Genomic DNA, 13,619 nt, shown 5'->3' with positions numbered 1-13,619 from the left:
GGTCCGGTGATCGGCGACGACCGGCGGATCGAGAAACCGTGAGAGCTCGAGCCGGCTGTGACCGTCCGGCGTGCGCATCATCGCGACCTCGACGCGCTGGCTGCCCAGGCCTGTGACGCGGCCGGCCCACTCGCCCTCGATGATCCCCTTGCCCTCGAGTTCCAAGCCCAGGACGCGGAAGAAACGCAATCATCGCCTCGAGGTCCTCGACGACGATGCCCATGTTGTCCATCCGTTGCGATGCCATGCGACAACCCTAGGGAGACAGGGGCTTCCTACACCGAGGCCGCTGCCCCAAAGCGGGTGAGCTCCACGGGCCGCTATCGCGCAGTGATGCGGCTACGCGAGTACCGACTCCGCTGTAGCCACCGCTGGAACGCAGTCACGGTGGTGACCGGCGGGCGCGCCTTCGGCGGCGTCCGCTAGCGCGGTGTGTCAGGCGGGGGCGGCGATTGTTGATCGAGTGCTGTCACCTGGGCCGCGAGCCATTGCAGCGCAGCAGCCTGCTCAGCGGTACGGGGGCAGCGGCACGACTCCGCCCAGCGCAATCGCGCGAACGCGAGGTCGAGATCTTCGGCCGCCACCTCGCTGCCGCCGTCAGCCTCGGCGTGGGTGGGCGGCTTCGGGAGGGTCATGCGGCCGCCGACACGAGGTCGTGGCACGCGAGGTCGCTGACATCGACCACGGTGCGCGCGACCTTGACCAGGCGGCTGCTTGCCCTCAACCGGCTTGGACTCACAACGGTCAGAGGACCGCGCTCGGCGAGCCGAGCGAAGATGCCGTCGTTGCTCATCGCTACGAACTGGACCTGACGAGCGCGCACCCGGTCGGCCGAGGCCAACAGCGCGTGGTCGGCGGCGTCGCGACCGGGTCCGACAGTGATCACCTGCTCGCGGAACTCAGCGACCATACGCGCGCAGCGACTCACCGAGTCGGCCTGGCCGGCGAACACCGACACGTCCGCCTCCCGGGCCAGCTCGACCGCAACGCGCATGCGCGCAGCGAGGCGGCGGGGATCGGCGCGCAGGTTGTCGAGGTCGCAGAGCAACACTCGCGTGGCGTCGTCGTCGACCCAGATGATTGGAGGGTCGTCATCATCTGTTTGCAGCGGGAACCACTCGAAGTCGTCCCACTCGCTGCGTGCGCAACCGAGCCCCATCGCCTGTCGGCCTCTCCTCCGGCTATGCGGTCACGCAAGAACTGCGCACCACTCCGGGTCACGCGGTGTCCGACGTCGGCCCTTGCAACGGCCGGGTAACGGCAAAGCGCCCGCTGTCGACATCCCGCGGGCGCTTGAAACGTTCGAGAAATGCAAACTGCAACCACGCTTACGGTAACACACCCATCAACGAGCGAAGCCGTCGTCGTCGACATCACGCGGCGGGGGCCGGGAGCAGCCCTTCCCGACGTGCGACGCGCAGCGCCAGCACGATCGTGATCGCGGCACCGAGCGCCGCCGCAGAGGGCGCGAATACCGTCTTAGCCATCACGAAGCTCGTCAGCGTCAGAGAGTGAAGCAGCAACAACATGACTCCCGCCTTGGTCGCACAGATACCTGCCCACAGCAGTGTCAGACGGCTGAACAGGGTCTGGACGCGCCGCCGCGCGGCCACGTCTTTCGTCATGGGGTAGAACTCACCCGCCAACCTCGCGACCGCCGGCCGCGCCGTTGCCAGCGATAGCAGGAAGAGGAACGCGACGAGAGCGTCACCGACTGCCGGCTGCACAAAGTAGATGAACGTGCTCCCGGTCGCGAACGCCAGAACTGTCTTGCCGGTCAGCCCGGCGACCGTCAGCCACAGCAACACGGACGTCGGCTGCCGCCTGCGCAGCCGCCAGGCGAGCGTTGCGTAGCACCACATGAGCGCCACGATCAGCGCCGCCCAGAGCCCTGCCGTGATGAGGCACGCGTAGAACAAGGCCGTGGGCACGATTGTGGCGACGAACAGGTTGAGCCCAAGGTGGCGAAGGACGGCACGCAGCCCCGGGCGCTCGGCGAACTGCTCTGCTGCGCGGGCCGGCACCCGGTGGCCGATGCCGGTCACTCGGCGCCGCGTGTGGCGAGCGGGATCAGCGAACTTTCTACCTTGTCCGGTTGCACGCTGCGCAGCCCTGCGCGGCGCCCCCGTCGACGACCCGCGAGTCCGTGCGTACTCACCTGGTCATTCACAGGGCGTCTCGACGCAGGACGAGGATGCATACATCGTCGAGGGTCGAGGCCGGGCCTGGGACGGCATCGTTGAGAAGCGTCTCGGCGACGATGCGAGGGCCGGCGTCCGCGGCAAGTATCACGTGGGTCCACCCCACGAGGTCGCGGAACTCGTGGATCTGGTCCTCGAGGTCGCGTTCCGGCCGTTCGACCAGGCCGTCGCTGTACGCGACGAGCAGTGCCCCGGCCCGCCAGAGGACCACATCGGCCCGCACGTGGGCGGCTACCGCGCCCGTTCCCAACGGTGGCGCACTCGCCGCCGCCAGCAACCGGGCCGGCCCACCGACCTCGGCGATGACAGGCGGTGGATGACCGGCGCTTGCGTAGCGCAGGACATGAGAGTCGCTGTCGTAGATGCCTATCCACACCGTGGCGATGTCGTCGTCATCGCCGAAACCGTAGGTCGCGTCGAGCAGGCTCAACAACTCAGCCGGTGACGTCGCTTGCGGTGCGTGATGCCGGACTTCGCTGCGGAGCCGGCGCGCCCGGGAACCCACGCCGTAACCGTGGCCGGCCACATCACCGATGGCGATCAGGGACCTGTGCTCACCGAGTACCTGTACGTCGAAGAAATCGCCGGCGGTGGGTTGGCCGGCACGACCGGCCGGGATGCACCGGCCCGCCATGGACAGGTCGAAGACTCGGTCGCATGGGACCGGGTCAGGCGCGGCAACCGTAGCGGTGCCGCGAATCTCGGTGGCCGTTCGGTTCATCGCTGCGCGCCATTCCTGGAATTGCCGCTATGCGCGGAGTGCCGAAGCGGCGAGGGAGCACAGGGGCTGGATGAGACCAGGCGCGCTAGATAGCCTCAGCATGTCACGGCAACGGGAAAATAGCCATCGACCGATCAGGCCATAGAGGTCAATTCAGCCACCTCAGCCTCACGAGTGCCGCTGACCCCCTGCGTCAGTGTCGTACGCTGCGCCGGTGGCGGTCGGTCCCGCGCGACGGCTTGAGCTGGGCGCATTGTTGCTCGCGGTGGAGCGGGCTGCTCCGGTGCAGGCTGTGGAGGCGCTGGCCGAGGAGTTGGCTCGAGTGATGGCAGCCGACCACGTCGGTTTTCTCATGGCGGACTACGGAGGCACGGGACTTGCCCGGCTCGTCCGCGCGGGCCCGGCCGTCGGCACCGATGACGGCAGCCAGTGGGTGCCGATCGAAGGGACGCCCCAGGGTCGCGTGTTGCGCACTCAGCGGGTGCACATCGAGCCCAGCGGGGCTGGAGCCTGGTTCTATGCGCCAGTGACCGATCGTGGCGAGGCGCTCGGAGTGCTGGAGCTGCGACTGGCGGCGCCGCCGGACGAAGCGACCGCGGCCGACGCAGCGCTCGCCGGGCACGCGTTGGCGTACGTCGTGATCGCCAACAGCCGGTACACCGATCTGTACGAGCGCGCGCAGCGGACGCTGCCGCTGGACCTAGCCGCGGAGATTCAGCGGCGGCTACTGCCAGCGTCGTTCACGTGTGAGGCAGCGCAGTGCACGATCGCCGGTTTCCTCGAGCCGGCGGCGACCGCTGCTGGCGACACCTTCGACTACAGCCTGAGCCGTGGTGCGCTACATGCCACGCTCACCGACGCGATGGGCCACGACCTGTCGGCCGCGCAGTTGGCGAGCCTGGTTGTCGCAAGCCTACGTAACAGCCGCCGCCGCGGGTATGAGGTGGTCGAACAGGCCCACCAGGCCAACCAGGATTTGCTCGACCACACCAGCTCGGACCAGTTCGTCACCGGCCTGTTACTCCGCGTGGACTTGGCGTCCGGGCAGGCCCGGCTCGTCAACGCCGGCCATCCCGTTCCCTACCTCCTCCGCGACGGCGAGGTAACACAACTGCCACACAGCGGAGACCCGCCGTTCGGTGTTATTGCAGCGGCCTATCTCGACTACGCCTTTCACCTGCAAGCCGGGGATCGACTGCTGCTGGTCACCGACGGGATGCTGGAGCGCAACGCTTCTCGCTTAGACGTGCCCACCGAGCTACACGCCACGCGCGACCTGCACCCGCGCGAACTCGTACAGCACCTCACCCGCCGGGTAACCGCGGCCGTCGGCGGCCCATTGCACGACGACGCCACCGTCCTGTGCGTCGACTGGCACGGTGGAATGGACACGCAGCGTCACGTGGGGTCCGGAGCCGACCCGAGCCGCGCCTCCCGCCCACTGTGACCAGCGGCACCGGTCGCCGCTCGGGTTGACAGTTCCCGCACGTTCCACGACGCGTACACGTTCTTGCCGTCTCCGCGCACGCGTTCGCAACCGACGTTGTCAGCCGCGTCGCGTACGAGGCAGAGCCCTCGACCGGACTCAGCCAAGTTGTCCGGCTGGGAGCCGCCGAGGTCAGTCACTGGTTCCGGGCGAGCATCGTTGACGTCGATACGGACATTGCCAAAGCGGCGACGCACCGACAGGCCGAAGGGCGGCCGTCCGTGACGTACGGCGTTCGTCACGAGTTCACTCACTACGAGAACGCAGGGGTCAACGAGGGCGGGCAGTTGCCAGCCGAGCAGGGTGTCACGGACGACCCGACGAGCTTGCACCGCCGCCGTTGCGTCCTGAGCGAGGGACATCGCCACCGTGCTGTTGATCGGTAATTTGGGGTTCTGCGGCGCGGGGGCCATGCTCAGGAGTCTGCCCACGAGGGTGACGCGCAACCTGCCGGCGCCGGCTACTTGGCCGGCCCGACAACCAGGTTGGTGGTGGTCGCGATGATCACCGCGAACGTGAGCGCGCGTCGAGGGTGAGCAGCGCTACGACGGTGGCGGCGGGATGGCTCCCCGGTCGGTGCTGGATCGGACGACGGCGAAGGCGACGTCGCCGAGTTTGAGGTTGTGATCACGGGCGTGCTTGCGCAAGGTGGCGAACGCAACGTCCATGCTGACCTGGTCGCGTTCGGCGATCACACCCTTGGCCTGCTCGATCACGACCCGACTGTTGAGCGCGTGCTGCAGCTGCTCGGCGAGGACAGACGTCCGGTGCGCTGCCCGTTGCTGCAGGATGCCGATGGTGGCTACGTCCGCGAGCGCCTGCGCCAGCTCACGATCGTCACCGGCAAGGACAGTAGCGGTGTCGCTGAACATGTTCAGGCCACCGATCGTCTCGGCTCGAAGGCGCATCGGGACCGCGGTCACGGAACGAAAACCCGCTGCGAGGGCTTCGGGGACGAACATCGGCCACCGGGCGCGGTCGGCCTCGAGGTCAGCACTGATCACGACGGTCCCGGTGCGCACGCAGTCCAGGCAGGGGCCTTGGTTGGTCTGCAGCTGGAAGATCTCGAGCAGCCTCGTCTCCTCACTGGAAGAAGCCACCAGCGCGATGCTGCCCTTCTGGTCGTCGAGCAACAGCCCCGCCGCGGTGACGTCGAGCAGGCTTACGCATGCCTCGACGAGCTGATCGAGCAGTTCGACGACGTCGTAGTCAGCAACAAGGGTGTCGGCGAGCGCGACGAACATGCGGGCGAGCGCGCCCTCTCGACCGCGAGCCTCGGCCGGGGCCGCTGCGGCGCGAGCGTTGTCCTCACTCATAGGTCCTCCGAGGAGAAGCGTAGACGTCGTTCGACGACCTCGGCCGCCACGTCGTTGAGCGACCGGTTGGTCGAGAAGGCGCGGGCGCGCAGGAGCAGGAAGGCCTGCTCGATCGTCACTCCGAGCTGCATCATGACCATCCCGGTGGCTTGATGGACCTGAGCCTGGTAGCTGCCGGTATCGGCACCGTCGGCCAACGCGCCGTCGGGCGAAGTCTCGAGCCCGAGCAGCGCGACCGCGGCGGCCTCCGCACCGAGAAGGGCGGCGGCTAGCTCGCTGTCGTCGAGCGGTCCGGGCCGATTGCGGTACATGTCCAGGGCGCCCAGGCCGATTGCCCCTACCCGCAGCGGGAAGGCGAACACCGCGCGCACTCCCGCGTCCGCGGCTGCAGCCATGAACGTCGGCCAGCGCCAGGTGGCCACGTCGTCGCGGTCGTGCAGGTTGGCGACCAGCACCGGCCCTCCGGCGCGGACGGCGTCGATGCACGGACCCTCGCCGAGCGTGATCTGCAAGTCCTCGATCCGCCTGGACACGTCGTCGGTCGCGCAGATCACTCCCCGATGGCCGGTGTCGCTGACCAACGAGATCCCGGCGCCGCTCACGCCCAGCATGCGCACGCACAGCTCCGCGATCCGCTGAGGCTGCGACGCGACATCCCCGGCGGCGTCACGCAGCAACCTGACCCAGCGCTCCCGGTCAGTCACCGAAGTCCGCCAGGAACTGCATCGAGCTGGCAGCGACGAGGGATTTCGTCACCGCGACCAGGTCCTGGATCTCATCGAGGCCCAATCTAGGCCGGGAGGCGGTGCCGCGATGCGTCGGTTTGGTCGTGCGCCGAGCGCGACGCGCGTGCGTCCGCAGCTGCGTGATCCCGGCCGCGCCGGCAGCGCCGACGATCAGGGCTCCGTCGGGGGACGCCGCCAGCAGCGCGATGACAAGCCCGGCATGAAGGTTGCCGGTCCTGGTCGGTCGCGGTCAGAGCTGCGCGCAACCGACGTCGACCCGTGCGTCCTCGTAGGCGCGTTGCGGGAGCGGTTCATGCTCGGTCCTGGCCGGTGTTGCCGGGCGGCCAGGCGCCCGTGGACAGTTCGGCTGCGGTGTGCGGCCAACTGGTGGCGGTGGACAGCTTGCGCAAGAGCTCACGACCGGTGGGAGGGTCGAGGTCCGGTGGAATGACCGCAAGCGTGACGCGGCCGTAGGTCCCGCGGCCGAGTGTGACGGTTGCTGCATCGAGCGTGTGGAACCAACCGAGTCGCACGAGCACGTCGCCGATCCGGAGCCGCCGGGGCTGATCCGGCCCCCAGGCGTCGATGTTGAGTGAGACCCTCGTGACTGGACCGCGCAGGTAGTCGCTGACGGCGGGTACCAGTGCACCGAGTTCGGCGACCGCATCGCGGCTACGGGGCCACCACGCTCCGTCGAGTCGCCGTCCTTCGACGGGCGGTGCCCACACCAGCCGCCCGACCGGAAGGTCCCCATCGCCGTTGGGGCGAATCCGCCCTCCGTCGTCTTCGAGCCGGTCGACGGCGTAATCGGGCGCGACCGCGGTCATCGGTTCGATTTCGGGGACGCTACCCGGCAGATACAGCCCCGGGTCAGCCCGGCAGATGCCGTCGCCGAGCAGTAGCGCCGGGCGATGGCGTCGTGGCCGGGTTCGAAATGCCCGCAGGCACATCGCCCGGCGGCGGTGTCGGGCGCCGGCGAAACCGCGCCCAGCAGAATGCTCATGTCGTCGCTGCCGAGGCACCGTGCTCGCGGCTCCAGCGCTGCCACGTAACGGCGGAGAGGGTGACCCGACGCCGACAGGTGGGGCAGGCCGCGGACAACAGCCGCCTGGCGGTGGACCAGTACGTGAACGCGTCCGCCGCGATCGGCTCTCGGCAATACATGCACGGCATCGTCCGGACAACAACGGGCGCGGAAGGCGCGAGGGTCGCCTCGGAAAGCGTTTCGGTCATCGGTCTCGCCGCCTTCAGGCATTGTTTTGCACGAGCGGCGAGGGAGGCACGAGGTCCGGACAGACCCAGGCGCGCGGAATGCCCTCAGTGTCGCACGGATACGCGCCCGGTGCTAGCGCCGAGTACGTCGAAGGGACCTTCGACTCTGGCTGGCGTGGGGTGACTCGGCCGAACCTGCGGAAGACGCTGACAGACGGGACCGTCGATGGGAGCGCCTACCCTAACCCGCGCTGACGCCACCGACGTGGTCTCGACGCTCGACGTCACGGCGGCAGCAGCGCTGTCCGCCGACGAGGTGCTGCGCCGGCTCGGCACGAGCACGGCCGGTTTGTACGACGCGGAGGTCGCGTCACGGCGCTTGGTGTACGGCCTGAACGCAGTGCGTGCCGATCGGGCTCGGCTGCTCCCGGTGTTGTGGCGTCAGCTGCGTTCGCCTCTGCTGTTGTTGCTGGCGGTGGCGGCTGTGGCGTCGTACTTCGTCGGGGAGCGCAACGACGCGGTCATCATCGGCGTCATCCTCGTCGCCTCCGTGGGGCTCGGCTTGGTCAACGAGTACCGCGCAGAGAAGGCCGCCGAGGCGCTGCACTCGCAGATCCGGCACCGCTGCGTCGCGCAACGCGACCGTCACTCGACCTCGGTGGACATCACCGAGCTCGTGCCCGGCGACGTCGTCGATCTGCAGCTCGGTGAAGTCGTGCCTGCCGACCTGCGGCTGCTCACCGTGGCCGGGCTGGAATGCGACGAGTCGGTGCTCACCGGGGAGTCCATGCCCTCGGACAAGGTCCTCGCACCGGTGCCGGCAGGCGCGGCGCTGGCCGAGCTGAGCTGCTGTGCGCTGATGGGCACCGTCGTGCACGCCGGGTCCGGACGTGGGGTGGTCGTCGCGACCGGCGGCCGGGCCGAGTTCGGCCGGATCGCGCTGGGCCTGGCCGAGCGTGCGCCGGAGACCGAGTTTCAAGCCGGGCTTCGGCACTTCTCGATGCTGCTGGTGCAGGTCGCCGGCGCACTCACCACCTCGATCTTCATCATCAACGTGCTGCTGCACCGGCCGATCCTCGACGCGCTGCTGTTCTCCCTCGCCATCGCCGTCGGCATTACCCCGCAGCTGCTGCCCGCGGTGGTCTCGGCCAGTCTGGCCGCCGGATCCCGCCAGTTGGCCCGCCGCAAGGTGCTGGTCAAACGACTGGTCTGCATCGAGGACCTCGGCGACATCGACGTGCTGTTCACCGACAAGACCGGCACCTTGACCGAGGGTCGGATCAGCTTCATGCGCTCGCTCGGGAACGACGGGGCACCTAGCCCCGAACCGCTGCTGTTCGGGCTGCTGTGCACCGAGGGGGACGTCGACGGCGGCCGGCCCGTCGGTGGTAACCCTCTCGACGCCGCATTGTGGGACTCCCCCGCCGGCCAGGCGCAACTCGCCACCGTCGCCGGTTACCGCCGGCTGGGCATCCTGCCGTTCGACCATGACCGACGGATGGTGTCCGTTCTCGTCGACGACGACCGTGACGGCCGCCTGCTCATCGCCAAAGGCGCACCCGAAGGAATCCTCGCCCGATGCACCGACGTACCAGACGCCGCTCGGGCAGCCCTCGACGCCGAGTTCGACGCGGGTAGTCGCGTCGTCGCCGTCGCAACCCGCGCCGTCGATGACCTTGACCGCATCTGCCCCGACGACGAGCACGACCTTCGCCTGCGCGGTTTCCTCGTGTTCCTCGACGCACCGAAGGCCAGCGCCGGCGGCGCATTACGGCGCCTCGCCGAGCTCGGCGTGACCGTCAAGGTCGTCACCGGCGACAACGCCAAGGTCGCCGCCAAGGTCTGCCATGACCTCGGCCTGCCCGCCGGCCCCGCGGTCACCGGCGCCGACCTCGCCGCAACCGACGACGACCAGCTCCCGGCCCTCGTAGCCGGGACCGCGATCTTCGCCCGGGTCAGCCCCGAGGACAAAGCACGGATCGTGCGCGCCCAGCGGCGTACCGGCCTCGACGTGGCCTTTCTCGGCGACGGCGTCAACGACGCCGTCGCACTGCACGCCGCCGACGTCGGTATCTCCGTCGAGTCCGCTACCGACGTCGCCCAGGACGCCGCGGACATCATCCTGCTGGAAAAGGACCTCGACGTCCTCGCCAACGGGGTGATCGAAGGCCGACGGATCTTCGCCAACACCATCAAGTACGTACTGATGGGCACGTCGAGCAACTTCGGCAACATGTTCAGCGCCGCCGGCGCCTCCGCGCTCCTGAAGTTCCTGCCGATGCTGCCCGCGCAGATCCTGCTCAACAACCTCCTCTACGACACCAGCCAGCTCGCCATCCCTACCGACCACGTGGATGACGAGCAGCTCGTCCGCCCGTCTCGCTGGGACATCGCCTTCATCCGCCGGTTCATGCTCTTCTTCGGTCCGATCAGCTCGATCTTCGACTTCGCCACCTTCGGGGTCATGCTCTGGATCTTCCACGCCGGACCGGCGCTGTTCCGCACCGGCTGGTTCGTCGAATCCCTGGCCACCCAGACCCTGGTCATCTTCGCGATCCGCACCAGGCGCATCCCGTTCTTCCGCAGCCGACCCAGCCTTCCGCTGCTCCTGGCAGCGCTCGGTGTCGTCGCCGTCGGGGCAGCGCTGCCCGTCTCACCGTTCGCCCACGCGCTCGGTTTCACGCCGTTGCCGGTGGGGTTCTTCCTCACCCTCATCGTCATGGTGGCCTCCTACCTGGTGCTGATCGAGCTCGGCAAACGGTGGTTCTTCCGCGTCGCTCCAACCGTCCCCGACACCCGTCATCGCCGCGCCGGCTACCGAGTCCTGCGCCGCGCGCGGCGGTTCTCCTCCGCCGCCGGGTGAGGGACTTACTCGTGCAGCAACATTCAGGCGTACTGGCCAGGCGACTCTGCGTGTGCGACCGACGGAGTGATGATCCCCACCGCCACAGCGCTCCACGCAACAACGAATGTGACCTCGGTGTTGGTATCGGGATCAAGGAGCGGCAGGCGCGTCGTACCGCTCGTCCCGATTTGCTGCAGCTCTGCGCGGACCGTTTCCTCCCGACCGGGAGCGATCTCCCATCTCTGGCTCCAGCCGCCCGTGCCCACAAGCATCAGGTACGCCATGTCATCAGCCGCCGTTCGGTCGCTCTCGGGATGCCGGTTTCACGTGCCGGTCAGCTCGGCTTCTGCGCCAGGAAGTGTTGAGTCGGGCGCGGTCGTGTTGACGGGGCGACGGTTCAGTCGCGGCCCAACGACCGGAGCCGGCGCCTGTTCTCACGGGCGGTCTCGTCCCGTCGCTGCCGGTCGACGTCATCGACCGAAAGGGCGACCAACGCGATCGCGGCAATCTGTCGGATCTGCGCGTCGCTGAACTCGTCAAGAGTGCCGATTCGCTGGACAACCCTTTCCACTGCGGCATCGTCCGCGTCCTTGCGCGGACGGGCGAGGCCTCGCCGCTCGCCCACGCCTACCCTCTCGACACCCTGCATTCGACGCATCCGCCGGTCCAACGTCATTTCGGTCCGGACGGTCTCAGCGCTTTGGGCGCGGGCTCCGGCACTCTCGGTGCGGGGGTTTGCCCCTTCGACTTCTTGTTCTGGTCCTGCTTAGGCTTGCGTGCTTCTCGACCACCCTTGTTCTTGCCGGCCATGCCTACTCCCCCACTCGTTGAGTCATCGGTCCCGACCGCCGTCGGGGTTCGGCTGCTGTGCTCGACGACGCAGTTCATCGAGGTACGCGCGGATTCGGTCGAGAAGACTTCGGTTGACCGCAGGGGATGAGCGAGGGTGCAGCACGGGTCCCATCGGGACCGCCAATCTCCACTCGGAAGCGGGTGGCCTGAGCTCCACACGGAGCTACTTCAGGAGGTTACTCCTCACCTTGACATGGTTCCGAATCAAGCTGAGCGCTGCCGCACATGCGGAGCGACGACCTCTGTGCACCCCAGTGGGGCATGATGGACTATGGCCGGGGTCGACTCCGGCATTGAGGCGGTGGGCCGTGCGTGCCCGATCAAGCTCAACACCGGCGCCGGCCGTGAGGGTCATCGCGATGATGCGAGGAATCCACCGCCGCGCGACGCGCGGAAACGGAGCAACCGCCACGTGCTTACGGTGAGCCCGGAGGCGGCAGCGCTCGTGCGACAGCTGGTGAGGACCGCCGACCTTCCGGAAGGATCGGGCCTCCGCATTGTCGTCGACGGTCAACACCACAGTCTGTCCATGGGTCTTGCGCACGGGCCGGAACCGCAGGACGACGTCGTATCGAGCGGCGGAGCGCGCGTCTTCCTCTCCCAGCCGGCCACCGGGCGGCTGGAATCCCGCACTCTCGCAGCCGAGGTGACAGAGGTCAGATCGGTGTTCTATCTCAGCGGTTGAGCATCACCTTGGCTCCGCGACGAGAGGGCGGCGCGTCTAGGCGGATAGTCACCTTGGCGCATCGCGGCCAACGCCTCGGAGAGGATGCGCTCGCCGTCCTCCACGGTGCGCCGCACCGGTCGCGAACTGCGGCTTCGGCACAACATGACGCCCCAGGGTCAAGTGTGGGAGAGGTGCTGCCGATGTAACCGCAGGGACCGGTGTGACTCGGCTACGCCGGTTGCAGCCCCGAACGGGGGCCGAACAGCCGATCTAGGTCGTAAATCGACACGTCGAAGAGTCCGGTGTGGGCTACCGGGCGCGAATCGGCACTGTCGACCTGCGCCGCGACGAGGAACGCGTGTTCCTCCGGTGCAGCGTCTGCGACATCGGCACCGACTTCCCGCTCTACGGCGAGCTGGCCAACTGGACCGGCCGGGCGTTCCTCTACGCCCACGAACACCGCGAGCAGGGCTACGCCGTGCAGGCCGGCGAGGTCGCCACGGCGCTGGCGGAGATGGAGAACGTCGCGCGCGTGCCCGCGCAGCAGGGTTGGCCTGTAGCCGAGTTCAGCCCGTTCCTCACCGAGTCGTCACGTCAGAGGGTCATGACGAAGCACCCCCGTGTCGCCCGCCACGACCGGGCAACCCGGTAGGTCGACCCCACCAGCGCATCGCCGAGTACTTCCACCGCCACCTCACCTCATGACGACCTGCGCGTTCCTACTCTGAGTCGCAGTCGTGGTCGTTACCGCGTTCCATGTAGTGCTTGAGCCCTTCCCAACAAGCACGTTCCTGCCTGCCGCCGATGACACCGACGAACGGGGTCAGGATCTTCGCGAAGCCTTTGGGCTGAACATTCCAGGACCAGGTCATCCGAGTGCTGCCGCCTTCGGGCTGGAACGTCACTGCTCCCTCGATATCCGCCCACGACATGTGCGTCACTGATGCGAGCCGTCGCGGTGCGTCGTACTCCGTCAGCTCGACGTTCATCTCCAAGGGGCCGCGACCGGACGAGTGGACGGCTTTGAATCTGCTGCCCACTCCGATCGGTTCGCCGGTCAGCAGTTGGGAGCTGATCAGCGCCGGGTTGTAGGCCGGTTCGTTGCGTTCGTCGGCGACGATGTCGAACACGGCCTCAGGCGGCCGGTTGATCAGGATGCTGCCGGTCACGTTGGTCATCGCGAAACCTCCTGTCTCTAGCCGTTCCGCACACGGGGCCCCTGTCTTGTCTGGTCATGGCACGACCTCCATCCACAAGCGCGAAGCCCGACCCCCGGCCACCTGACGGGCCGTCGCGCCTTGTGCGGTTTCAAACCTGACCTGTCCGAAAGCGTTGCGGTAGAGGCGACGGTCCTCTTCCGCCTGGAAGCTCGCTCGCCAGTTCGGACTCCACGCCGTTGAGGACCTCTGGCCCTAGCACCGGCAGCGCGCCTCGCGCCAGCCTCGACGCGATAGGAGCAAGCTGTGCTCGAGTTGCCAGACGTGTCGAAGCGCTACGGCGACGTAGCGGCGCCATCTGACTGCTCCTTTCAAGTGCATCCGGGACGGCTGACCGGGTTCGTCGGCCCCAACGGCGCCGGAAAGACCAACGGCCC

General features: G+C 68.1%; 13 protein-coding genes and 1 pseudogene. 5 read left to right on the top strand and 9 right to left on the bottom strand.

The window, feature by feature from the left end:
- Positions 1-631 precede the first annotated feature (631 nt).
- The 3 genes from VFJ21_09280 to VFJ21_09270 all read right to left on the bottom strand — a co-directional run bounded on the left by VFJ21_09280 (position 632) and on the right by VFJ21_09270 (position 2,922).
- Positions 632-1,159 carry a hypothetical protein gene (locus tag VFJ21_09280; protein HET7407306.1) on the bottom strand — a complete coding sequence of 176 codons (528 nt, stop codon included), beginning with the start codon at positions 1,157-1,159 and terminating at the stop codon, positions 632-634.
- Positions 1,160-1,373: 214 nt separating this feature from the next.
- Entirely contained in the window at positions 1,374-2,045 is a 672-nt protein-coding gene (locus tag VFJ21_09275; protein ID HET7407305.1) for a VC0807 family protein, read from the bottom strand.
- A gap of 121 nt (positions 2,046-2,166) precedes the next feature.
- Positions 2,167-2,922 carry a PP2C family protein-serine/threonine phosphatase gene (locus VFJ21_09270; GenBank protein HET7407304.1) on the bottom strand — a complete coding sequence of 252 codons (756 nt, stop codon included), beginning with the start codon at positions 2,920-2,922 and terminating at the stop codon, positions 2,167-2,169.
- A gap of 214 nt (positions 2,923-3,136) precedes the next feature.
- Here VFJ21_09270 and VFJ21_09265 point away from each other — a divergent pair, with 214 nt between their 5' ends.
- Positions 3,137-4,369, top strand: coding sequence for a PP2C family protein-serine/threonine phosphatase (locus VFJ21_09265; GenBank protein HET7407303.1), 1,233 nt, complete (start codon positions 3,137-3,139; stop codon positions 4,367-4,369).
- Here VFJ21_09265 and VFJ21_09260 read toward each other — a convergent pair.
- The 4 genes from VFJ21_09260 to VFJ21_09245 form a co-directional block, all read right to left on the bottom strand.
- Positions 4,321-4,821 (bottom strand): ATP-binding protein, encoded by a 501-nt coding sequence (locus VFJ21_09260; GenBank protein ID HET7407302.1) that lies wholly within the window; start codon positions 4,819-4,821, stop codon positions 4,321-4,323. The genes VFJ21_09265 and VFJ21_09260 overlap by 49 nt on opposite strands.
- Before the next feature lie 129 nt (positions 4,822-4,950).
- Positions 4,951-5,652, bottom strand: a complete 702-nt coding sequence (locus VFJ21_09255) for a GAF and ANTAR domain-containing protein (GenBank protein ID HET7407301.1) — start codon at positions 5,650-5,652, stop codon at positions 4,951-4,953.
- 68 nt (positions 5,653-5,720) lie between these two features.
- Entirely contained in the window at positions 5,721-6,428 is a 708-nt protein-coding gene (locus VFJ21_09250) for a GAF and ANTAR domain-containing protein (GenBank protein ID HET7407300.1), read from the bottom strand.
- A gap of 332 nt (positions 6,429-6,760) precedes the next feature.
- A complete protein-coding gene (locus VFJ21_09245; GenBank protein HET7407299.1) occupies positions 6,761-7,276 on the bottom strand; it encodes a DUF5994 family protein in 516 nt (171 codons plus the stop codon).
- Between the two features lie 611 nt (positions 7,277-7,887).
- On the opposite strand from VFJ21_09245, the gene mgtA reads away from it, so the two are divergent.
- On the top strand, positions 7,888-10,524 hold the full coding sequence (gene mgtA, locus VFJ21_09240) for a magnesium-translocating P-type ATPase (GenBank protein HET7407298.1): 2,637 nt from the start codon (positions 7,888-7,890) through the stop codon (positions 10,522-10,524).
- Between the two features lie 379 nt (positions 10,525-10,903).
- Here mgtA and VFJ21_09235 read toward each other — a convergent pair whose 3' ends face one another.
- Positions 10,904-11,131, bottom strand: coding sequence for a hypothetical protein (locus VFJ21_09235; protein ID HET7407297.1), 228 nt, complete (start codon positions 11,129-11,131; stop codon positions 10,904-10,906).
- Between the two features lie 498 nt (positions 11,132-11,629).
- Between VFJ21_09235 and VFJ21_09230 the strand changes: the two genes are divergently transcribed.
- Both VFJ21_09230 and VFJ21_09225 read left to right on the top strand, forming a co-directional pair.
- Positions 11,630-12,043 carry a hypothetical protein gene (locus VFJ21_09230; protein ID HET7407296.1) on the top strand — a complete coding sequence of 138 codons (414 nt, stop codon included), beginning with the start codon at positions 11,630-11,632 and terminating at the stop codon, positions 12,041-12,043.
- 286 nt (positions 12,044-12,329) lie between these two features.
- Entirely contained in the window at positions 12,330-12,677 is a 348-nt protein-coding gene (locus VFJ21_09225; protein ID HET7407295.1) for a hypothetical protein, read from the top strand.
- Between the two features lie 67 nt (positions 12,678-12,744).
- Here VFJ21_09225 and VFJ21_09220 read toward each other — a convergent pair whose 3' ends face one another.
- Positions 12,745-13,203, bottom strand: coding sequence for an SRPBCC family protein (locus tag VFJ21_09220; GenBank protein HET7407294.1), 459 nt, complete (start codon positions 13,201-13,203; stop codon positions 12,745-12,747).
- A 285-nt stretch (positions 13,204-13,488) separates the two neighbouring features.
- On the opposite strand from VFJ21_09220, the pseudogene VFJ21_09215 reads away from it, so the two are divergent.
- Positions 13,489-13,611 (top strand): annotated as a pseudogene (locus VFJ21_09215) (ABC transporter ATP-binding protein).
- Positions 13,612-13,619: the final 8 nt, after the last annotated feature.

Source organism: Mycobacteriales bacterium (assembly GCA_035690485.1).
Lineage (GTDB): Bacteria > Actinomycetota > Actinomycetes > JAFAQI01 > DASSKL01 > DASSKL01.
Note: the sequence above shows the minus strand (reverse complement) of the source record. Positions and strands in the feature narration are given on the sequence as shown.

Bases quoted from the DNA above. Each gene is read 5' to 3' on its own strand.
- VFJ21_09245 (HET7407299.1), bottom strand. From the start codon at position 7,276: ATGACCGCGGTCGCGCCCGATTACGCCGTCGACCGGCTCGAAGACGAC.
- mgtA (HET7407298.1), top strand. From the start codon at position 7,888: ATGGGAGCGCCTACCCTAACCCGCGCTGACGCCACCGACGTGGTCTCG.
- VFJ21_09280 (HET7407306.1), bottom strand. From the start codon at position 1,159: ATGGGGCTCGGTTGCGCACGCAGCGAGTGGGACGACTTCGAGTGGTTC.
- VFJ21_09260 (HET7407302.1), bottom strand. From the start codon at position 4,821: ATGGCCCCCGCGCCGCAGAACCCCAAATTACCGATCAACAGCACGGTG.
- VFJ21_09220 (HET7407294.1), bottom strand. From the start codon at position 13,203: ATGACCAACGTGACCGGCAGCATCCTGATCAACCGGCCGCCTGAGGCC.
- VFJ21_09230 (HET7407296.1), top strand. From the start codon at position 11,630: ATGGCCGGGGTCGACTCCGGCATTGAGGCGGTGGGCCGTGCGTGCCCG.
- VFJ21_09255 (HET7407301.1), bottom strand. From the start codon at position 5,652: ATGTTCGTCGCGCTCGCCGACACCCTTGTTGCTGACTACGACGTCGTC.
- VFJ21_09270 (HET7407304.1), bottom strand. From the start codon at position 2,922: ATGAACCGAACGGCCACCGAGATTCGCGGCACCGCTACGGTTGCCGCG.